We start from the raw sequence: 22,493 nt of genomic DNA, 5'->3' as shown, positions 1-22,493 counted from the left end.
TAATGGCAACTAACACATTTAAAACGTTATATAAATTATTAGGTGGGAGTGATCTAGAACTAGATGATTTTCCGCTTAATCATTTGATAATTGATAGTCGAAAAGTAAATAAAGATGATGTTTTTATTGCTATTAAAGGGTATACCGTTAATGGTCGGGATTTTATTCCGCAAGCTATCTCATCTGGTGCTGCTGTAGTTCTAATTGAAACAAATAGAAAATCAAATGATTTGAAAATTGATTATCTTAAACAAAAAAATAAGAAAGTTATTCCACAAATTAGTATATTTCAGCTTTCTCAAAAATTATCAAAAATTGCAGACGACTTTTATTGTTCACCATCAAAAAACTTATCGGTTATTGGTGTAACAGGAACTAATGGTAAAACAACAGTAACTCAGCTTATTGCACAATGTGTAACTTTGTTAAATAAAAAAGCCGCATTATTGGGTACGATAGGTAATGGTATTTATAATCAACTTGAGCCTTCATTAAATACGACTTTATCGGCTATTGACGTTCAATCTGCTTTAGCCGAATTTTTCACGCAACAAGTTCAAGTTGTCACCATGGAAATTTCGTCCCATGGTTTAGCGATGAATCGAGTGAAAGCATTAAATTGTGCTGCAACAGTGTTTACTAATTTAAGTCGTGATCACCTTGATTATCATAAAACCATGAATAAATATGCTAAAGCAAAATGGTCATTATTCAGCGGTGATGAACACGAAAAGCAAGTTGCTAGTTCAGGTAAATCAATTATTAATTATGATGATGAATACGGACGGCGTTGGATTGACAAATTATCAAGTGTTACGGTTGTGTCATGTCAACCTAAATCATTGCGCCGTTTAAAAACATTGGATAAGCCCTATGTTGGCGTATCAATGATTGAATATCATGATAAAGGGGCCAAAATTCATATGGAATCGAGTTGGGGTAAAGCTATTATTCACAGCCGATTATTAGGTGAATTTAATGTATCAAATGTATTGTTAGCAATTGCAACCTTGTTGACTCTTGATTATCCATTTTTTGCTGTTGTTAATATGGCATCATATCTTAAGCCGATCTGTGGTCGTATGGAAGTAATACATGTAAAAAATAGTCCGACAGTCATTATTGATTATGCACATACGCCAGATGCATTACAAAAAGCATTACAAGCAAGTCGTATTCATTGCAAAGGCCAATTATGGGTGATTTTTGGTTGTGGTGGCGATAGAGATACCGGTAAAAGACCTTTAATGGCCGAAGTCGCGGAACAATTTGCTGATAAAATTGTATTAACAAATGATAATCCCCGAACTGAAGATGAGGCTAAAATTATTCATGATATAGAGCAAGGTTTAAGCAATATTAAAAATACACAAGTTATTACCGATAGAGTTACAGCTATCCGAGAAACTCTTGCTCAGGCTAAAGCTGATGATGTGATCTTAATTGCTGGAAAAGGACATGAAGATTACCAAATTATTGGTAAAACTAAACATCATTATTCAGATCAAGAAACGGTAAAACAGATTTTAGGAGTAGAGAATCTATCATGATTCCTTTAGTTATTAAACAAATTGCAACAATCGTCAATGGTACATCTTATCATCTTCCAGATGAAGAATTGACTATTAGGGAAATTTGTACTGATTCACGAAAAATTACTGAACAATCACTATTTATTGCATTGGTCGGTGAAAAATTTGATGGTCATTTATTTGCTAAACAAGCTATTGACGATGGTGCTATTGCGGTAATTGTAAATCGTAAAATCGATAATGATATTCCTCAAATAGTGGTCAATGATACTTATATAGCCTTAGGTCAACTAGCTGAATTTGTAAGAGATAAAAGTTCAGCAAAATTTGTTGCGTTAACTGGTTCATCGGGCAAAACCTCCGTCAAAGAAATGACTGCTAATATTTTACAACAATGTGGTGAGACTCTTTATACTCAAGGTAATTTTAATAATGATATAGGTGTGCCACTAACATTACTACGATTAAAGAAGCAAGACCAATTTGCAGTTGTTGAATTAGGTGCCAATCATATTGGTGAAATTGCTTATACTACACGCTTAGTTAAACCAAACAGTGCGCTGATTAATAATATAGCTTTGGCGCATATTGAGGGATTTGGTTCTCTTGAGGGTGTAGCAACAGCTAAAGGTGAAATTTTTGAAGGATTAGCTGATAACGGAATTGCAATTATTAATTTGGAAAGTTGTTCTGATAAATGGTTAGCTATGCTCAAAAATAAAACTGTCTGGACTTTTTCAACAGCTGATTCTTCTGCCGATTTTTATGCCAGCAATATAAAAATGATGGATCAGACAGTTTTTACATTGCATACCCCAATTGGTGAGAGCGAAATTAGCTTACCGTTAGTTGGTGAGCACAATATATCTAATGCAATAGCGGCATCAGCTTTAGCAATATCAGTAGGTGCAAGTTTAACACAGGTTAAAAACGGTTTAGCTGCATCAAAACCAGTAAAAGGACGGTTGTATCCTGTTAGGTTAAATCAAACGCAGTTAATTTGGGATGATTGTTATAATGCTAACGTTGGCTCAATGTCAGCTGCTATACATGTTTTAGCAACACAGCCCGGGTATAAAGTATTAGTCGTTGGTGATATGGCTGAATTGGGTAACGATGCAAATATTTATCATCAACAAATCGGCGAGTTAGCTAAACAACAAAATATTGATTGTGTTGTTAGTGTCGGTCAGCTAAGTGAATTAATCAGTCAATTTAGTGGTGTTGGTCATCATTTTATTGATAAACAAAGTGCTGTAGATTATTTATTAAACTTACTACGTCTACATCCAACTTTAACTATGTTAGTCAAAGGGTCACGTAGTGCAAAAATGGAAGATCTTATCGTGGAAATTCAAACAAAAATAGGTCGGGATTAAAATTATGTTGGTGTGGATATCAGAATATTTAGTTAAATATTTTACTTTCTTTAATGTTATTTCTTATCTTACGGTAAGGGCTATTTTAGCGCTATTAACTTCATTGACCATTTCGCTAATTATGGGGCAAAAAGTCATAGATTGGTTACAAAAATTGCAGATTGGTCAAGTTATTCGTCATGATGGTCCCGAATCCCATTTAAGTAAAAAAGGAACACCAACAATGGGAGGAACACTTATATTAGCCTCCATTTCAATTTCAGTTTTTTTATGGGCTGATCTGCGAAATCCTTATGTTTGGGTAACATTATTTGTATTACTTGGTTATGGTATTGTTGGCTTTGCAGATGATTATTTAAAAGTTATACGTAAAAATACAGCGGGTCTAATTGCTCGATGGAAATATTTTTGGCAGTCAGTTATTGCATTAATTGTTGCTTTTGGTCTTTATGCTTATGGAAAAGATAGTTCTGTTACAGTTCTAGTTGTCCCATTCTTTAAAGATGTTATGCCGCAATTAGGATTGTGGTTTATCTTATTGACTTATGTCGTCATAGTTGGTGCTGGTAATGCAGTGAATTTGACCGATGGTCTCGATGGATTGGCAATCATGCCAACAGTTTTTGTTGCTGCTGGTTTTGCACTTGTTTCTTGGGCAACTGGTAATGTTAATTTTGCTGCCTATTTACATATTCCATATATTAAATTTAGTGGCGAATTAATGATTGTTTGTACAGCTATTATTGGTGCTGGTCTTGGTTTTTTATGGTTTAACACTTATCCGGCAATGGTCTTTATGGGCGATGTCGGTTCATTAGCTTTAGGTGGTGTGTTTGGGATTATTTCTGTTTTACTCAGACAAGAGTTCTTATTATTAGTTATGGGTGGTATTTTTGTTATTGAAACCTTATCTGTAATTTTACAAGTAGGATCCTTTAAATTAAGAGGTAAACGAATTTTTCGAATGGCACCAATTCATCATCACTATGAATTAAAAGGTTGGCCTGAACCAAGAGTTATTGTTCGGTTTTGGATTATTTCACTGATGTTAGTGGTAATTGGTTTATTAACTTTGAAATTACGCTAAATAATATTAGAGCAGGATTAAATCATGGTTGATTATCAAGGTAAAAAAATTGTTATTATCGGATTAGGTATTACAGGACTTTCCTGCGTTAACTATTTTCTTGCTCAAAATGTTATACCAAAAGTAATTGATACTCGTTCATCTCCTCCAGGATTAGAGCAATTAGATAAGCGAGTTATTTATCATTTAGGTAATTTAAATACAGATTGGCTATTTGAGTCTGACTTGATTATTGCTAGTCCAGGTATTGCTTTATCAACACCTGAATTACAAAAAGCTGCTGAACTCGGTATTGAGATTATTGGGGATATTGAACTTTTTTGCCGTGAAATTAATCAACAAACAAATAAAAAAGTTATTGCCATTACCGGGGCAAACGGTAAAACGACTGTCACTACTTTGGTTGGCGATATTATAAAAGCAGCTGGTATAAAAGTTGGTGTAGGTGGCAATATAGGTGAACCCGCTTTATCATTATTGCAACAAGACTGTGATGTTTATGTCCTTGAACTATCAAGTTTTCAATTAGAAACAACATCAAGTTTACAAGCTTCAGTGGCAACAATTTTGAATATTTCTGAAGACCATATGGATCGTTATCCACTAGGATTGTTGCAATATACTGAAGCGAAACAACGCATTTATCATAATGCAAAATGTTGTGTTATTAACTATGATGATAAATTGACTAAACCGTTTGGTAAACAACAACAACATTGTGTCTCTTTTGGATTAAACAATGGAGACTATCATTTAGATGAGAAGTATGAACATTTAATTGCACAAAATCAGCCTGTTTTATCAACTAAATCAATGAAACTAATCGGCTGTCATAATTATCTGAATGCTTTGGCTGCTTTAGCTATTGCTGATAATTTACAGATCCCACGAGATTCAAGCTTACAAACAATTTCTAATTTTCAAGGTTTACCTCATCGTTTTGAATTAGTATTTGATAACAATAATGTCAAATGGATTAATGATTCTAAAGCCACTAATGTCGGTAGTACTGAAGCGGCATTGAAAAGTGTTATATGTAATGGAAAACTATTTTTATTGTTAGGTGGTGATGGTAAATCGGCAGACTTTACCCCTTTGATTCCTTATTTAAAAAGTAGAAATATTGAAATCTTCTGTTTTGGCCGAGATCGAGATTTGCTTGCTAATTTAGCCCCTGAAATGACAACTGTTACGTTAACTATGTCTGAAGCCATTCAGTGTATAGCTAAAAAAGTAGTCGCAAATGATGTCGTGTTGCTCTCTCCAGCTTGTGCGAGTTTAGACCAATTTAAAAACTATATTGAGCGTGGAAATCTATTTGCACAACTTGCCAAACAGTATGGTTCAAGGAGTGATACATGACATTCTTCTGGATAAAAAAACAAGTTAATCCAAATATTCCATTTGATAACCAACTACTTTGGACTGTAATTGGTTTAATAGTATTTGGTTTAATTATGGTAACATCTTCATCAATGGCGTTTAATGAGAGTGACCCATTTTTCTATACGCAACGAGAGTTGATTCAAATCGGAATGTCGCTCTTTTTAATGGGGATCACGTTATATATTCCGATGCAACGTTGGCAACAATTTGGATCAGTTTTATTAATCCTTTCAATTATTATGTTGATAGTTGTTTTAGGGATTGGTTCTTCAATCAACGGTGCGTCTCGTTGGATCCCATTAGGTGTTTTTAATTTTCAGCCAGCTGAACTTTCTAAATTATCGTTATTTTTATTTTTAGCAGGTTATTTAGCCCGTAAGTCAGAAGAAGTCCAAAGCGGCTTTTGGGGCTTTTTCAAACCTATGGTGGTTATGGCAGTTTTGTCAATTTTGTTACTTAAACAGCCTGACTTAGGTACTGTAATTGTATTATTTATGGTAACAATAGGTATTTTATTTATTGCTGGCGCTCAATTATGGCAATTTATTGCGATTTTACTAACTGGAGTAGGTGCTGTAGTTTGCCTTATTTTATATGAGTCTTATCGTTTAACGCGTTTAATGACATTTCTTGATCCATGGCAAGATGCAACTGGTGCTGGTTATCAGCTCGTTGCATCATTAATGGCCATTGGTAATGGTGGTATTACTGGGCAAGGAATTGGTAATTCTATTTTTAAATTACGCTATTTACCTGAATGTCATACCGACTTTATTTTCTCAATTATTTCAGAAGAGTATGGATATATTGGTGTTGCTGCGTTATTGCTATTACTCTTCTTTCTAACTTTCAAAGCATTAGCAATCGGCTATCGAGCTTTGAATGAAGGTTCTCAATTTTCAGGCTATTTGGCTTGTGAAATTGGTATTTGGTTTGGATTTCAAACTTTTGTTAATGTTGGTGTAACCTCCGGTATGTTACCGACAAAAGGTTTAACCTTGCCATTTATTAGTTATGGAGGCTCAAGCCTTATTGTGATGAGTATTGCTGTTGCAATATTACTGAGAATAGATTTTGAGTTTAGACAACAACAAACTCAAGCAAGAATAAGGTCGATAAAATAATGAAAAAATTATTAGTCATGGCTGGTGGAACTGGTGGTCATGTATTTCCAGGTATTGCTGTTGCTCATTATTTAATGAAGCAAGGTTGGCAAGTAAGATGGCTAGGCACTGCAGACCGTATGGAAGCACATTTAGTGCCAGAAAATGGTATTGATATTGATTTTATTCAAATATCAGGCTTACGAGGAAAAGGTAAAATGGCCTTATTAAAGGCGCCTTACAAAATATTAAAAGCGGTTTTTCAAGCAAGAAAAATCTTAAAAAATTATCGTCCTGATGTCGTTTTAGGTATGGGAGGATATGTTTCCGGACCGGGTGGAATTGCGGCTAAATCTTTAGGCATTCCGGTTGTATTACATGAACAAAATGGTATAGCAGGTTTAACTAACAAATCTTTAGCTAAAATTGCGACCAGAGTTTTACAAGCTTTTCCAACAGCATTTTCTAATGCAGAAGTTGTTGGAAATCCTGTTCGTAGTGATTTATTAACGATTAAAGAACCAATCGAAAGATTTAAAGATCGACAAGGCCCAATTAGAGTCTTGATTATGGGCGGAAGTCAAGGAGCCAAAGTTATTAATGATGTTGTACCTCGAGTAATTACAAGATTGTCTGATAAGTATGTTGTTTGGCATCAAACAGGTAAGGGTATGTTAGATGATGTACTTAAATCATATCAGCATTGTGATATGACAAATAATCGTGTGACAGAATTTATAACAGATGTCAAAGAAGCTTATGATTGGGCTGATATCGTAATTTGCCGTAGTGGGGCATTAACTGTAAGTGAGATTGAAGTTGTTGGTATTGGAGCTATTTTCGTACCATTTATGCATAAAGATCGCCAACAATTTTGGAATGCGAAATCTTTAGCAGATATTGGTGCAGCAAAGATAATGGAACAACCAGATTTCAATGTTGACTCACTATTTACGTTACTTGAGAATTTGAGTCGCGAAGATTTAGTTGAAATGGCTATTAAAGCAAAAAGTTTATCAATTATAAATTCGACGGAAAGAGTAGCCGAAACGCTTATTTCGGTGGTAAAATAGTGAATTTTATATATAATTTTAAGTAATTGTTTTATTGATGTGTTTGATATTTAATCTTAATTTGTTTGATAAATGATTGTCCAATAAATTTTTAAATACCGAATACTAAATAAAAAGTAAATAACTAGCTAGGGGTTTAAGTGTGAATACTAAGGAATTAGCTGAATTAAGAGCAATCATTCCAGAAATGAAACGAGTCAAACATATCCATTTTGTTGGTATTGGTGGCGCGGGCATGGGCGGTATTGCCGAAGTTCTTGCTAATGAAGGATATCAAATTAGCGGTTCAGATATTGCTGAAAATCCTGTAACTCAGCATTTAGAAACATTAGGTGCTAAAATTGTCATTGGTCATGCTGCTGAAAACGTCCTGAGTGCTAGTGTTGTGGTTATCTCTTCGGCGATTTCTCAGGATAATATAGAAGTTATTGCAGCTAGAGAGGCTCGGATACCAGTGATTCAAAGAGCTGAAATGTTAGCTGAGTTAATGCGTTTTCGATATGGTATTGCTATCGCTGGTACCCATGGTAAAACAACCACTACAGCAATGGTTACTTCTATATATGCTGAAGCTAAACTTGATCCAACTTTTGTTAATGGTGGATTAGTAAAAGCGGCAGGAACACATGCTAGATTAGGTAGTAGCCGTTATTTTATTGCTGAAGCAGATGAAAGTGATGCTTCATTTTTACATCTACAACCTATGGTCTCTATAGTCACTAATATCGAACCTGACCATATGGATACCTATCAAGGAAGTGTAGAAAATCTTAAACAAACCTTTATATCTTTTTTACGCAATCTTCCTTTTTATGGTTTAGCCGTTATGTGTTATGACGATCCGATTAATCGCGAGTTATTACCGGTTGTTGGCCGTAAAATTATAACCTATGGGTTTAGCGAAGAAGCCGATGTTGTGATTAAAAATTATCGCCAAGAAAGAGGTGTTAGTTATTATACAGTTTGCCGTCCAGATAGAGATGATTTACAAATTGAATTAAATGCACCAGGTAAACATAATGCTTTAAATTCCGCAGCAGCGATTATTGCAGCAACAGAGGATGGTATTGATGATGATTCAATTGTACGTGCGCTGGCTAAATTTGCTGGTACTAGTCGACGTTTTGATCTTCTAGGTATTTTCCCTTACGGCAATGATAAAGATATAATGATGGTTGATGATTATGGGCATCATCCTAGTGAAGTCAATGCTACAATTCAGGCGGCTAGAAATGGTTGGCCAGATCGGCGTTTAGTTATGTTATTTCAACCACATAGATATACGAGAACTAGAGATCTATTTGATGATTTTGCCCAAGTACTTTCTCAAGTTGATGCATTAGTTATGTTAGATGTTTATTCTGCAGGAGAACAACCTATTGCTGGTGCTGATAGTCGTTCACTTTGTCGTTCAATTCGTAATCGAGGAAAAGTGGATCCAATTTATGTTTCAGATTTAGATCTGGTACCGGAAATTATGAAAGAAATATTACAAGGCGGAGATTTGTTATTAACACAAGGCGCTGGTAGTGTTGGTCGGATTGCCCGTCAATTAGCTGGTAGTCAATTATTTTCAAAAGGGGTTTTATAATAATGGTTGATAAAGTTGCTGTATTGTATGGTGGAACCTCTGCTGAACGTGAAGTATCACTAAAATCAGGACAAGCTGTTCTAGCAGGATTAAAAGAAAATGGTATTGATGCCCATCTTGTTGATACAAAAGAGTATTGTATAACTAATTTAAAACAAGATGGTTTTTCAAAAGCATTTATTATTTTGCATGGGCGTGGTGGTGAAGATGGTATTACTCAAGCCATTTTAACTTATCAAAATATTCCTTATACCGGAAGTGATGTTTTATCGTCAGCATTAACTATGGATAAGTTAAAAACCAAACTAGTGTGGAAATCTCTTGGTTTACCTGTTGCTGATTATGTAATGGTTGATAAATCACAATCAATTGATGTTGATAATATTATTAAAAAACTTGGCTTACCATTGTTTGTTAAACCTAGCCATGAAGGTTCAAGTGTCGGTATGTCCAGAGTTAATCAAGCAGACGAATTAAAAGCGGCTGTTGATATTGCCTTTAAATATGATAATACCGTGATGATCGAGTCATTTTTAGCTGGACCAGAGTTTACTGTAGCTATTGTTGGTGAAGATGTTTTACCTGCAATTTACATTAAACCTGCTACCAATTTTTATGATTATGATGCAAAGTATTTGTCAGATAAAACCCAATATTTTTGCCCTAGTGGATTAAGTGATGCTAAAGAACAAGAAATTCGTAAGTTAGCTCTAGATGCTTATAAAGCTGTAGAATGTAGAGGTTGGGGAAGAGTCGATATTATGTTTGATGAAAATGAAAAGCCATATTTACTTGAGGTAAATACTGCCCCTGGAATGACAGATCACAGCTTGGTACCAATGGCGGCAAAAGAATATGGCTGGTCATTTAGTGAATTGGTTAAACGTATTTTACAATTAGCAACCATATAATTGGCTTTATTTTTATGAAAAAAGTCCGACAAGCAGCGCATAAACATCAAAACCAGAATAAAAGAAAGTTGCTTGTTTTTCGCAATGCAGAACAAATGTTAGGTTTTTTGTTCTTAGTAGTAATAGTTGTTATTTGTGGATGGGTCGTCAATTCTATTCGAGACTGGATGGAAGATCCCGATCAGATGGTATTATCACAATTGACCTTAAGTGGTGATTATACTTATACGACTGAAGATGATCTTAGACAAGCAATTCTAGGATTAGGTTTGCCAAATACCTATATTGGACAAGATGTGGATGATATTCAGCAAGAAATTATGCGATATCCTTGGGTAAAACAAGCAAGTGTTCGTAAACAATGGCCCGACAGATTGATTGTAAACATTGAAGAATATAAACCTGCATTTTACTGGAATGATTTATATTTACTTGATAAAAATGGCAATACTTTTAGTGTGCCATTGGATCGTTTGAACGATTTATCATTGCCAAGGCTTTATAGCCCTGAAGGTAAAGCCAAGTCAATGTTAGAAACTTATTTTAGATTAGAGGAACTCTCTAAAAAATGGGCTAACAATAAGTCTACTTTGATAATTCAGGCAGCAATATCGGATGAACGTAATGCATGGCAATTAATGGTAAAGCAATGTAAAGTTGATTTGTGTTCTGAAAATGAGGAAATAAAATTGATATTAGGTAGCGAAAAAATAGAACAACGTTATCAACAATTTATCAAATTATTTCCAGAAATTCAGTCAAGAATACCTGATGGTGAAAAAATAACGGCTGCTGATTTACGTTATGAAAATGGTATTTCAGTGCAACGAGAAAAAATCTCTCAATAAGGAATAAATAAAGGCTGAAGTATGAAAGCAACAGAGAAAAAATTGGTTGTTGGACTTGAAGTTGGCACCTCGAAAGTTCTTGCCCTCGTTGGTGAAGTTCTTCCTGATGGTATTGTCAATATTATTGGTGTTGGCCATTGTCCATCAAAAGGTGTTGATAAAGGTGGTGTGAACGATCTTGAATCAGTGGTTAAATCAATCCAACGAGCCGTTGATCAAGCTGAATTAATGGCTGATTGCCAAATATCTTCTGTTTATTTAAGCCTGTCAGGTAAACATATTCGTTGTCAGAATGAAATTGGAATGGTGCCGATTGCAGATGAAGAAGTGACAGCAGAAGATGTTGAAAATGTTGTTCATACTGCTAAATCTGTACGTATTTTAGATGAACACAGAATTTTACATGTTATTGCCCAAGAGTATTCTATTGATCTACAAGAAGGTATTAAAAACCCAATTGGATTATCTGGTGTAAGAATGAAAGCGAAAGTTCATTTGATCACCTGTCATAATGATATGGCGAGAAATATAGTTAAAGCAGTAGAGCGTTGTGGATTGAAAGTTGATCAGCTTATTTTTTCTGGTTTGGCATCGAGTTATGCTGTATTAACTGATGATGAAAAAGAGTTAGGTGTTTGCGTCATAGATATTGGTGGCGGAACAATGGATGTCTCAGTTTATACTGGTGGAGCTTTACGTCATTCTGTGGTTATTCCTTATGCTGGTAATGTTGTTACCAGTGATATTGCTTACGCATTTGGCGCACCACCAATGGATGCAGAAAATATTAAAATTCGTTATGGATGTGCTGTTGGTTCACTAGTCGGTAAAGATGAAGTTATTGATGTTCCAAGTGTAGGTGGACGTCCGTCTCGTTCATTACAGCGACAAACATTAGCTGATGTCATTGAACCTCGTTATTCAGAGCTTTTATCGTTAGTTCAAAAAGAGCTATTAGTATTACAAGACGAGCTTAAAAGACAAAATGTTAAATATCAATTGGCAGCAGGGATTGTGTTAACAGGCGGCGCTGCTCAAATTAAAGGTATGGTTGAATGTGCTGAGAAAGTGTTTCAAAATCAAGTACGTATTGGTCAGCCTTTAAATATTTCAGGATTAACTGATTATGTACAAAAACCATATTGTTCAACAACTGTAGGGTTATTGCATTATGGCAAACAAAGTTTATTACATGATGATGCTAAAGACAGTAATAAATCATCATTAAAAGGGATAGCTAAACGTTTGACCGGTTGGTTCAAAAAAGAATTTTAGCTAATATATTTAATAACTTCGTAGACATTGTAGCTGGTTATCTGTACAATGTCCTTAGATCGTAAATTTGGAGATAAGTTATGTTTGAGCCTATGGTTGCGGATGATGAGCCAGCAGCTGTCATTAAAGTTATTGGTGTCGGTGGCGGCGGCGGTAATGCTGTTGAGCATATGATTGCTGAACATATTGAAGGCGTTGAGTTTTTTGCAGCAAATACTGATGCACAAGCATTGAAAAGAATAAAAGTTGGTCAAACTATCCAAATCGGAAATAATGTTACCAAAGGACTTGGTGCTGGTGCTAATCCAGAAGTTGGCAGAAATTCAGCAGAAGAGGATCGTGATGTTATTCGTAGTGCGATTGAAGGTGCCGATATGGTCTTCATTGCAGCCGGAATGGGTGGCGGAACAGGTACTGGTGCTGCACCAGTTGTTGCTGAAATTGCGAAAGAATTAGGTATTTTAACTGTAGCTGTAGTTACAAAACCTTTTGGATTTGAAGGTAAAAAACGCATGGCTTTTGCTGAGCAAGGTATTGCTGAATTAGCTAAACATGTTGATTCACTTATCACAATTCCAAATGATAAATTATTAAAAGTTTTAGGACGTGGCGTTAAATTATTAGATGCTTTTGCTGCAGCAAATGGTGTATTAAAAGGTGCAGTGCAAGGTATCGCCGAACTAATTACCAAACCTGGTCACATCAATGTTGACTTTGCTGATGTTCGAACTGTAATGTCTGAGATGGGCTATGCGATGATGGGTTCTGGTCGTGCAACTGGTGATAATCGAGCTGAAGAAGCAGCTGAAATGGCGATTTCAAGTCCTTTACTTGAAGATATTGATTTATCAGGTGCTCGTGGCGTATTAGTTAATGTTACAGCAGGTCTTGACCTTGGTCTTGAAGAGTTCGAAACAGTAGGTAGCACCGTAAGAGCGTTTGCATCTGATAATGCTACTGTTGTTGTGGGTACGACTTTTGACCCAGATATGTCAGATGAGATTAGAGTGACTGTGGTTGCTACAGGTATTGGAATGGATAAACGTCCAGAAGTTAAGATAACTAAACCTGCTGCTCATCACGGCTCGTTGTTTGGGCAAACAAGTCATTTGCCGTTACAACAAGAAGAATCATCAATATCTAAGGTTGTGAATGAACCTGATGTGTCTCCTATTGAAGAGCGTAAAATTTTAGATATTCCTGCGTTTATTCGTAAGCAGGCTAATTAATATTGAACTTATTTGATTTATTATTGTCTAATGGCATAGTAACAAATAAAAAAGTAGGTGCGAAGTGAAACAAAGAACATTAAAAAAGACAATTCAAGCAACTGGTGTCGGTTTACATACTGGTAAAAAAGTTACTTTGACATTACGTCCTGCACCGGAAAATACAGGTGTTATTTATCGTCGTACAGATTTAAATCCATATGTTGATTTCCCAGTGGATGCAAAATCAGTGCGAGATACAATGCTTTGTACCTGTTTGGTTAATGAAGATAATGTTCGTATTTCAACTGTCGAACATATTAATTCAGCATTAGCTGGACTTGGTATCGATAATATTATTATTGAAGTAAATGCTCCGGAAATTCCAATTATGGATGGTAGTGCAAGTCCGTTTATCTATTTATTACTAGATGCTGGAATTGCTGAACAAAATGCGTTGAAAAAGTTCTTACGAGTAAAAGAAACTGTTCGTGTTGAAAATGGTGATAAGTGGGCAGAAGTGCGACCATATAGTGGTTTCCGTTTAGATTTTACTATTGATTTTCGTCATCCGGCTATTGATAGTAGTTCGCAACGTTACCAACTAGATTTTTCTTCTGAATCTTTTATTCGCCAAATTAGTCGTGCAAGAACTTTTGGCTTTATGCGAGATATCGAAGCTCTACAATCCAAAGGATTATGTTTAGGTGGTAGTTTAGATTGCGCGATTGTTGTTGACGATTATAAAGTTCTTAATGAAGACGGTCTTCGTTTTGAAGACGAATTTGTACGTCATAAGATGCTTGATACCATTGGTGACTTATATATGAGTGGTCACAATATGATTGGTGAAGTCGTTTGCTATAAATCAGGTCATGCATTAAATAACCAACTATTGCAAGCTTTATTGGCGAAACAAGATGCTTGGGAATATGTGACATTTACTGAAGAGCAAAGTGTTCCTGTTGCTTTAGGTACTAGACAACTTGTTCTAGCATAAATCCTTAAACGAGAATAATTGCTTTATTAACGCTTCCGAAGTGGAAGCGTTTTTTATTTTTATAATTATGAGATATTAACATGAATAATAGCCATTTCTTTGCTCATTTATCACGTTTGAAATTAATTAATCGCTGGCCTTTAATGCGAAATGTGAGAACAGAGAATGTATCTGAGCATAGTCTACAAGTTGCTTTTGTTGCACATGCTTTAGCAGTCATTAAGAATAAAAGATTTAATGGCAATGTTAATCCTGAGCGAATCGCATTATTAGCGATGTACCATGATGCATCAGAAGTACTGACTGGTGACTTACCAACACCAACTAAATATTATAATCCGCAAATTACATCTGAATATAAAAAAATTGAAAAAATAGCTCAAAATAAACTTATTAATATGTTGCCTAAAGAGTTGCAAGACGATTTTAGATCATTAATTGATGATGATTATTATGATGAGTCTGAAAAAAGTATCGTAAAACAAGCAGATGCTTTATGTGCATACCTTAAAACCATTGAAGAACTTAGCGCCGGCAATAATGAATTTAAGTTAGCTGAGCAACGTTTGAAAAAAACATTATCAGAACGAAACAGTCCTGAAATGGATTACTTTTTAGATATATTTGTGCCAAGTTTTAGTTTATCTTTAGATGAAATTACTATGGATAAATAGTTTTATTTATTTTTTAATAACTAATTTATTAAATAGTAAGAAAAAAATTAAAGTGCATCGGATCTATTTTTGATAAATATAACGCTTTACTGGGCGACCAATTGGTAAGTAAGTCAAATGACTTTCTATCTCTCCCTGTTCTTCTAAGTAATCCAGATATTTCTTAACTGATATTCTAGATAGTGAAATTAATTCAACAATATCACTCATTGAAAAATCTTGCTGATAATTAGCGACCACCTCTCGCACTGATTGTAATGTTTGTGAATCGATACCTTTAGGTAACCTAGTTGAGGGATTAACGTGTTTGGTAAAAATCCGATCATCTAATTGATCTTGATTTAGTATTTCTGATGATGATAACAATCGAACACGTTCTTGATAGGAGATTAAGGCTGTGCGAAATCGTTGAAAAGTAAAGGGTTTAACTATGTAATCAATGACTCCTAAACGTAATGCTGTCTGAATGTCGTTGGTATTACATGCAGCTGTTACCATTATGATATCTATTTTGGGATAACTAATGCGAATGTATTTTAATAGTTCAAGACCATTTAATTTTGGCATAAATACATCAAGCAGTAACAGGTCAATGTGGTTATCATGAATAAAATGTAATGCTTGTTCTCCATTACTAACAACAGATGCCAAATTGAAACCAGGTAACATTTGTAAATATTTTTTATTTAATTGAGCCACCATTGGATCATCTTCAACGATTAAAACTTCTACCATTTTCTTATTTATTCCTATATATCTCTTTTAGTGGTAATAGTACCTTAAAACAAGTCCCTTTTTTATTATTAAGATCACATAATTGTATATGCCCATCTAATTCGTCAATACTAGCCAATACTAAATAGAGTCCAAAGCCACGGTTATCACCTTTAGTCGAATAACCTTTTTGAAAAATATATTGAATATCTTTTTCTGAAATACCTTCGCCGTTGTCATTAATTTCTATTTCAAAATTAGAGTTATCTATGACTAAACTAACTTTTATTTGTTTATCATCTAAAAACTGTACAGCATCTAAACCATTATCAATTAAATTACCAAGTATTGTGACTAAACTATGAATAACAGAAGTGTCTGTTATGGGGGCTAAAACACCATCAATATTGAACTCTAAGGTAACATTTAATTCACGGGCTCGGCTAAACTTACTATTTAAAAAACCAGCTATAATTGGATCTTTTATATATTGACTAACAAGTTTTGATTCAGCTTGTTGGTTGCCAATAATTTGTTCAAGGTAGTCCATTAATTCTTGTTTATTATCATTGAAAGCTAAACCATAAATAACATGTAGTTTGTTATTGAATTCATGTGATTGTGAACGTAAGGCATCGGCGTATCGATTTACTCCAGTTAAATTTTCTGCCAATTTACGAACCTCTGTCATATCTCTAAATGAGGCAATGGCCCCGACTAAAGCATCATTAACAAATAAAGGCGTTCGATTGGTGAGTATTACCACTCCATTGATATTTTGTTCACAATCATATTCAGCATTGCCACTCATCATCACTTCATGTAGGCGAGTATTAGGAATGAAATTCTTAATAGGTAAGCCAATAATATTTTCTTTATCATCATCTATACGTAAAATTCTAATCGCTTCATCATTAATTTGAGTTATTAAACCGTTTCGATTGATAACAACAATCCCTTCTTTTACTGTTCTAATAATTGCATTTCGTTCTGCAAATAACTGAGCCATTTGAATTGGTTCAAGACCATATAGGATCTTTTTTATATTATGGGATAACAAGTAGGCTAAAATAATAGCGATAGTTAACGAGGCAAATAAGGATAACCAAATCGGTTGGCTTGTTCTCGATGCTAAATGATTAATTTTCTGCAACGTTTGGCCAACCAAAACGGCACCAATTTGTTGATGTTTTTCATTCATGATTGGTTTAAATGCTCGAACAGAATCCCCTAACGTACCCTTTGCGATTGAAGTATAGGACTCACCATTTAACGCTCGTTGTTCATCTCCTCCGACTATAGTTTGGCCGATTTTATTTTTATCTGGATGTGAATATCTAACACCTTGCATATTGAATATAACAATAAAATCGATTTGAGTCAGAGCTCTAGTTTGTTCTGTAGTTGCCTGAATGGCGGCGATATTTTGTAAAGTAGGGTTTTGTATTTTATCAATGATCGTCTGAGAAGTTGAGATAATACTGGCAATATTTTCTACACGTTGTCGAGAATTAATAAGATATTCGTTATTGACTACATGAATAATATAGATGTTTTGTGCAATAACTGAGAGTATAAAAACCAAACAAATTAGGCTTATTAACTTAACTTTCAATGGTAATTTGTTAAATAGGTATCTCATTATCATTTAATATATAAAAAATAAACGTCTAACTATATTAACTGATTAACAGGCAAAACCTACTAATAAATTTATTAGTAGGTTTTTTTAGTTAATCTAATTTATTTTCAAGTTATCATTACAGTTTTGCTGCATTTTTGACACTTTCGGCAACAACTTTCGCTACATTAGGTTCGAAAGCGTTAGGTAATATGCAATCAACTGAAAGTTTTTCTGGTGTAATGATATCCGCTAATCCTTTGGCTGCAGCAAGTTGCATAGCTAATGTAATATTTTTTGCTCTAGCATCTAAGGCTCCTCTGAATATACCTGGGAATGCTAACACGTTATTGATTTGATTTGGATAATCACTACGCCCAGTTCCAACAATATAAGCACCTGCGGCTTTGGCTTCATCAGGGAATATTTCTGGTGTAGGGTTTGCCATAGCAAAAATAATCGATTTTTCGGCCATCGTTTTAACCCATTCAGCTTTTAGTACTCCCGGTGCCGATACACCAATGAATACATCAGCACCTTTAACTGCATCTTCTAATGTACCTTTTTGTTTAGATTTATTGGTTCTTTTCGCCATTGCTAAATGATGGGGTGGTAACGAAGTGTCATCTTCAGATAATATACCAATTTTATCGACAATTTTAAGATCGGAGACTCCAGCAGCTAATAACATATCGGCGATTGCTAAACCAGCTGCTCCTCCGCCATTAATCACAACTTTGGCTGATTCTATCGATTTGCCAGCAACTTTTAAGGCATTATATAGTGCTGCTAGTACCACAATTGCTGTGCCATGCTGATCATCATGGAACACAGGAATATCTAAAATTTCTTGTAATCTTTTTTCAATTTCAAAACATCTTGGCGCACTAATATCTTCAAGATTTATTCCACCAAATGAAGGAGCCAACGCAGCAATATGTTTCACTAACTCATCTGGATCTTGAGTATTAATTGATAGAGGTATTGCATCAACATTAGCAAATTGTTTGAATAAAATTGCTTTGCCTTCCATTACCGGAATAGCTGCTTCTGGTCCAATATTTCCTAAACCTAATACTGCTGAACCATCAGTAATAACAGCTACTAAATTACGTTTACTGGTATATTCGTAAACTGATTCAGGATTTTTAGCTATTTCAGTACACACTGCGGCAACCCCAGGTGTATAAGCAACACTAAGATCTGCCATTGAATTAACGGGCACTTTAGAATGTGTTTCAAATTTGCCATGCATTTGCTTACTGATTGCTAGCGCTTTTTCTTGTACTGTTGTCATAATATTTACCTTTTTAAATATATTAAATCTATGTTAGATATTTTGTAAGATTAAATTAATGCAATAATTCATCTCAAACTGTTTATAAATTTATTAATTAATTCTTTAAGTTATATAAAATTACATATGTAAATAACGCATTAGTGCTGTGGTACATATCACCATCAAAGCCCCTCCTAATCTTGTTGCGACCTGAGCAAAAGGCATTAAGTTCATTCTATTTGCTGTAGAAAGTATGGCTACATCACCAGTCCCGCCCATACCGCTTTGGCAAGACGAAATAATTGATGCTTCAACAGGATACATTTTTAAGAAGAAGCTACAGACAAATCCTGTCATTGAAACAGTGAATACAATCGCGATAATAGTAATGAAATATGGGATAGTTAATACATTAACTACACTGGCTAAATCAATATAAAGCAGACCTAATCCAGCCATTAATGGGAAAGTAAAATTACCCGAAATAAATTTGTACCATTGTTGGCTACCACGCTCTACACTTTCTGGTAATAAACGGAAATATTTAACTACCGCAGTAGCAATAATCATTAAAACAGGGCCAGGGAAATGAATCATTTTTTCTAGAATCATTCCAAAAATGAATAAAGTGGCTAAAATCATTACTGCACCACTCATTGAGCGAGCATCAAGTGGGGTTTTATCATCTTTTAATGCTTCAGCTAAACCATCAAACTCAATTTTGACCAATTGACCATGACCACTTAAATGAGGTTTAACTTCACCTATTCGGCTCATAACGGCTGTAAAGGTAATTGCAAAAAAGTTACCGACTACTGTAGCAGGAATTAATGCACTAACGAAACTATCATAATCTTGATTTAGGATATTGCTATAAGCATTAGAAAGTTGTAAAACACCTTCACCAATTCCTCCTGCCATTACTGGCGAAACGGTATAGAAAAAGGCGTGTTCCCAAGTATCACCAAAAGCTACAGCGACAGCTACACCAACTAGTGCCGCTAAACACATTCCTAATAACATCGGGATCATCATGCGAATAAAGCCTTGAACTAAAATGACTCGATGCATACCAAGAATACTACCACATACTAAACTGGCGATATAAAAGAGCAGGAAGTTAGATTCTTTCATTAACATTTTGGTCGCCGATAGGGTATTTTCATCAAATACACCATAGTAAACTAATAATGAAGGAACAATTAATGACAGAATAGCAGGGGCCCCAAACTTTTTGAAAAATGGAATATTTTGTCCTACAGTTCCCAAAAACCAACCTAAAGGTAATATTACGGCAAAACCACCAATTAATGTTCTTGGTAGCATGTCCAGTTGGGCGGCAATAATAACTATAATGGAACAAACTAAAAATATAGGAAGGGGGAGTGAACCTATATACATCTTATTTTCTTTTATATCTTGAAGTATGCTCATAACTAAACCTCTTTATGTTTTTTTATATTACATAAGCAGTATAGTTAGGTAGATATAAATCAGAAGATTAAGAAAGTTATCTAACTAATTTTGTAATTAATGTAAGTATGTTATTAACATAATTATTGATTTATAAAGACATTTATATTTAGATCATTTTTAAAATAATAAAATTAGTAATGACTAATTTATTAGGATGCTCTTATAATCATTTGACTAATTAAATCAAACAATCCATTCTTAATTTTTGCCCCTTTTTGAGTATACCAATCCCGGTTCTTGAACTTTTTTATATAGCCATTATTAGCTAAACAGTGTTGTCTTTAGTGTCTAAACAAAAGATGAATAAATGATTCTGTAAGATGATGAGTATGGTTAAAAAAGGTAATAATGATATGTGTAATTATATCAATGAAAAAGCGGTAATTATTACCGCTCTTTTATAAAGAAATTATCAGATCAGTTATTTTTGTTTAGCATAAGGACCATATAAAATCCCGTTACTTTTTACCGGGTTTGGTGTAAATAAACGAGCAGCTGCGACGCTTGAGATTGCTACACTTCGATCCGTAACAGTATCACTTATTTGAGTGATAGCAGCAGAAATTAACATACCTAATAAACTATTATTTGATTGTTGGTTTTCTAGACTAGAAGCTGTAGCACTACCTGTCCAAATAACTTTTCCAGTTCGAGCATCGAGTAGTTTTGCTTCTAATGTTACACGTGTATCACTTTGGATCACTTGATAATTAGTTCCATAATTTTGCACATTAATATATAAAACTGCATCAGGATCAAAGGTCTGTTGTAATTTAGATAAACTAACTGCGTGAATTTCGTTAGCTACCGTTAAGCCATTTTGTTTAAATACTTCATCAGTAAACATAACTGGGAAAACATAATAACCAGCTTCAGCTAAAGGTAAGGTTACTTGAGATAAAACCCCATAACTCGCATTGATTTCATTTGAGTGGTTAACAGGTAGTAAAACTAAAATTGAAGCAGGTTTACTTTCTTTAAATGCTGTATAGTCATAACTTTCTTTATTTACTGTACATCCTGCCAACATAAAGAGACCCAGAAATGTTCCTAGTAGAGCAATAAATTTATTATTCATTGATTATTTCCCTTGATATTTTCTTTCAATAAAATCAATAAAGTGTTTTGATTCAGGGAAAAGAGTTTTTTCCTTTTCAAATTGTTCAAAAGCTTTATTTTTATCACCAGCGGTTGCATATAACAAACCTAAATGAGCATGTAATCCTGGTGGTACAGATTTATTAGTTGATTTAGCTTTTTCTATAGTTTTTTCTAAATCTTGAATCTGTTGAGTGTAGTTGTTTTTATCTGATTGATTATAGTTATAAAGTACTTCTTGATAGTCACCCCAGTAATAAATAGTATTAGATGATTGACAACCATTTAATACAAATAACATTCCTGCGAACAATAAATATATAAAGTATTGTTTTTTTAACATTGTTATGATCCTTATGTCATTAACGTTCATTTTATTTGGTATTAGGTTTCCAGTCGCCGTTATCTATGCCTCTGACTAAATTATTAATTGCTTCTCTAATAGCCAAATCTAATACTTTGCCATTTAAAGTAGAGTCATAACTTGCTTTGCCGCCAAATCCAACAACTTCTCGATTGGATAGGCTATATTCACCGGATCCTTGTACTGAGTAAGCTACTTGAGATGTTCGGATATCAATTATGTTCAGACTTACTTTAGCATAAGCAATTTGTTCCTTACCTTTGCCGAGGATTCCCCATAGTTGATGATCACCGACTTCTTTTCGTCCGAACTCTGTTACATCACCAGAAATAATGTAATTTGCACCGATCACATTTTGCTTCTGTTTTCTATATTTAGCTTCATTTGCTATTTCTTGCATGTTAGTTCTATCTAGAACATTAAAATGATTGGTTTGTTGTAAATGACTAATAAGCAATGTTTTTGATTGATTACCTAGTTTATCAACTCCATCAGAGAAAATACCATTTTGATAATTTGAACGATTTTCAAATTTACCTACAGCAATATTGGTTTTAACACCATTATAATTTGAATGATAGCTATTTACTGTTGGCGATTCGATTGTTCTGGAAGATTCTTTAGCACAGCCAAATAATAAACTGCTGACAATTATTAATCCTAACAACTTATTGATTTTCATCATTATTCCTTGGGTTTTTTATTATACCAGTACTGCATAAATGAATTTTACGTGAAGTAAATAATATATTATTGATAATGATTATCAATAACTATTTAGGAGTTATTGTTTTATTTAATAATTTAGATTTTTAATTAACTTTTTTTATTATTCCACAGTTTTAGTAATGATAAATAATTTATAGATAAAGCG

At 34.2% G+C, this 22,493-nt stretch carries 20 protein-coding genes; 13 read left to right on the top strand and 7 right to left on the bottom strand.

Going from position 1 to position 22,493, the window contains the following annotated elements; genetic code table 11:
- Positions 1–2: 2 nt before the first annotated feature.
- The 13 genes from murE to yfbR all read left to right on the top strand — a co-directional run bounded on the left by murE (position 3) and on the right by yfbR (position 15,067).
- Positions 3–1,550, top strand: a complete 1,548-nt coding sequence (gene murE, locus B6C84_RS04250; RefSeq protein WP_086320951.1) for a UDP-N-acetylmuramoyl-L-alanyl-D-glutamate--2,6-diaminopimelate ligase — start codon at positions 3–5, stop codon at positions 1,548–1,550.
- Positions 1,547–2,911 (top strand): UDP-N-acetylmuramoyl-tripeptide--D-alanyl-D-alanine ligase, encoded by a 1,365-nt coding sequence (gene murF, locus B6C84_RS04245; RefSeq protein WP_086320950.1) that lies wholly within the window; start codon positions 1,547–1,549, stop codon positions 2,909–2,911. The genes murE and murF overlap by 4 nt, the downstream gene beginning before the upstream one ends.
- A 4-nt stretch (positions 2,912–2,915) precedes the next feature.
- Complete coding sequence (gene mraY / locus B6C84_RS04240) at positions 2,916–3,998, top strand: phospho-N-acetylmuramoyl-pentapeptide-transferase (protein ID WP_065614424.1); 1,083 nt, start codon at positions 2,916–2,918, stop codon at positions 3,996–3,998.
- A 24-nt stretch (positions 3,999–4,022) separates the two neighbouring features.
- Positions 4,023–5,360, top strand: coding sequence for a UDP-N-acetylmuramoyl-L-alanine--D-glutamate ligase (murD, locus tag B6C84_RS04235; RefSeq protein ID WP_086320949.1), 1,338 nt, complete (start codon positions 4,023–4,025; stop codon positions 5,358–5,360).
- Positions 5,357–6,508, top strand: a complete 1,152-nt coding sequence (gene ftsW, locus B6C84_RS04230; RefSeq protein WP_081298822.1) for a cell division protein FtsW — start codon at positions 5,357–5,359, stop codon at positions 6,506–6,508. The genes murD and ftsW overlap by 4 nt, the downstream gene beginning before the upstream one ends.
- Positions 6,508–7,560 (top strand): undecaprenyldiphospho-muramoylpentapeptide beta-N-acetylglucosaminyltransferase, encoded by a 1,053-nt coding sequence (gene murG, locus B6C84_RS04225; RefSeq protein ID WP_086320948.1) that lies wholly within the window; start codon positions 6,508–6,510, stop codon positions 7,558–7,560. The genes ftsW and murG overlap by 1 nt, the downstream gene beginning before the upstream one ends.
- A gap of 142 nt (positions 7,561–7,702) precedes the next feature.
- The gene (murC, locus tag B6C84_RS04220; RefSeq protein ID WP_065578125.1) at positions 7,703–9,151 is read left to right on the top strand and encodes a UDP-N-acetylmuramate--L-alanine ligase; all 1,449 of its coding nucleotides are present in this window, start codon (positions 7,703–7,705) and stop codon (positions 9,149–9,151) included.
- Between the two features lie 2 nt (positions 9,152–9,153).
- Positions 9,154–10,062, top strand: coding sequence for a D-alanine--D-alanine ligase (locus tag B6C84_RS04215; RefSeq protein WP_086320947.1), 909 nt, complete (start codon positions 9,154–9,156; stop codon positions 10,060–10,062).
- A 14-nt stretch (positions 10,063–10,076) separates the two neighbouring features.
- Positions 10,077–10,910, top strand: a complete 834-nt coding sequence (locus B6C84_RS04210; protein WP_086320946.1) for a cell division protein FtsQ/DivIB — start codon at positions 10,077–10,079, stop codon at positions 10,908–10,910.
- Positions 10,911–10,931: 21 nt separating this feature from the next.
- Positions 10,932–12,185, top strand: coding sequence for a cell division protein FtsA (gene ftsA, locus B6C84_RS04205; protein ID WP_034901190.1), 1,254 nt, complete (start codon positions 10,932–10,934; stop codon positions 12,183–12,185).
- Positions 12,186–12,265: 80 nt separating this feature from the next.
- Positions 12,266–13,414: a cell division protein FtsZ gene (ftsZ, locus tag B6C84_RS04200; protein WP_034901192.1), complete on the top strand. Its 1,149-nt coding sequence runs from the start codon at positions 12,266–12,268 to the stop codon at positions 13,412–13,414.
- A 64-nt stretch (positions 13,415–13,478) separates the two neighbouring features.
- Positions 13,479–14,393 (top strand): UDP-3-O-acyl-N-acetylglucosamine deacetylase, encoded by a 915-nt coding sequence (gene lpxC, locus B6C84_RS04195; protein ID WP_034901194.1) that lies wholly within the window; start codon positions 13,479–13,481, stop codon positions 14,391–14,393.
- Positions 14,394–14,473: 80 nt separating this feature from the next.
- The gene (gene yfbR, locus B6C84_RS04190; protein ID WP_034901196.1) at positions 14,474–15,067 is read left to right on the top strand and encodes a 5'-deoxynucleotidase; all 594 of its coding nucleotides are present in this window, start codon (positions 14,474–14,476) and stop codon (positions 15,065–15,067) included.
- A gap of 63 nt (positions 15,068–15,130) precedes the next feature.
- Here the strand turns inward: yfbR and B6C84_RS04185 are convergent, their stop codons facing one another.
- The 7 genes from B6C84_RS04185 to B6C84_RS04155 all read right to left on the bottom strand — a co-directional run bounded on the left by B6C84_RS04185 (position 15,131) and on the right by B6C84_RS04155 (position 22,301).
- On the bottom strand, positions 15,131–15,802 hold the full coding sequence (locus B6C84_RS04185) for a response regulator (protein ID WP_065578122.1): 672 nt from the start codon (positions 15,800–15,802) through the stop codon (positions 15,131–15,133).
- Positions 15,803–15,806: 4 nt separating this feature from the next.
- A complete protein-coding gene (gene dcuS / locus B6C84_RS04180; protein ID WP_065614431.1) occupies positions 15,807–17,423 on the bottom strand; it encodes a DcuS/MalK family sensor histidine kinase in 1,617 nt (538 codons plus the stop codon).
- Between the two features lie 118 nt (positions 17,424–17,541).
- Positions 17,542–18,699 (bottom strand): NAD(P)-dependent malic enzyme, encoded by a 1,158-nt coding sequence (locus B6C84_RS04175; protein ID WP_065614432.1) that lies wholly within the window; start codon positions 18,697–18,699, stop codon positions 17,542–17,544.
- Positions 18,700–18,819: 120 nt separating this feature from the next.
- The gene (locus B6C84_RS04170; protein ID WP_065651595.1) at positions 18,820–20,115 is read right to left on the bottom strand and encodes a 2-hydroxycarboxylate transporter family protein; all 1,296 of its coding nucleotides are present in this window, start codon (positions 20,113–20,115) and stop codon (positions 18,820–18,822) included.
- Positions 20,116–20,578: 463 nt separating this feature from the next.
- Positions 20,579–21,235, bottom strand: a complete 657-nt coding sequence (locus tag B6C84_RS04165) for a DUF799 domain-containing protein (protein ID WP_065651594.1) — start codon at positions 21,233–21,235, stop codon at positions 20,579–20,581.
- A gap of 3 nt (positions 21,236–21,238) precedes the next feature.
- On the bottom strand, positions 21,239–21,598 hold the full coding sequence (locus B6C84_RS04160) for a DUF4810 domain-containing protein (protein WP_065614434.1): 360 nt from the start codon (positions 21,596–21,598) through the stop codon (positions 21,239–21,241).
- Between the two features lie 31 nt (positions 21,599–21,629).
- The gene (locus tag B6C84_RS04155) at positions 21,630–22,301 is read right to left on the bottom strand and encodes a CsgG/HfaB family protein (protein ID WP_086320945.1); all 672 of its coding nucleotides are present in this window, start codon (positions 22,299–22,301) and stop codon (positions 21,630–21,632) included.
- Positions 22,302–22,493: the final 192 nt, after the last annotated feature.

This window comes from Gilliamella apis, assembly GCF_002142155.1.
Classification (GTDB): domain Bacteria; phylum Pseudomonadota; class Gammaproteobacteria; order Enterobacterales; family Orbaceae; genus Gilliamella; species Gilliamella apis.
Note: the sequence above shows the minus strand (reverse complement) of the source record. Positions and strands in the feature narration are given on the sequence as shown.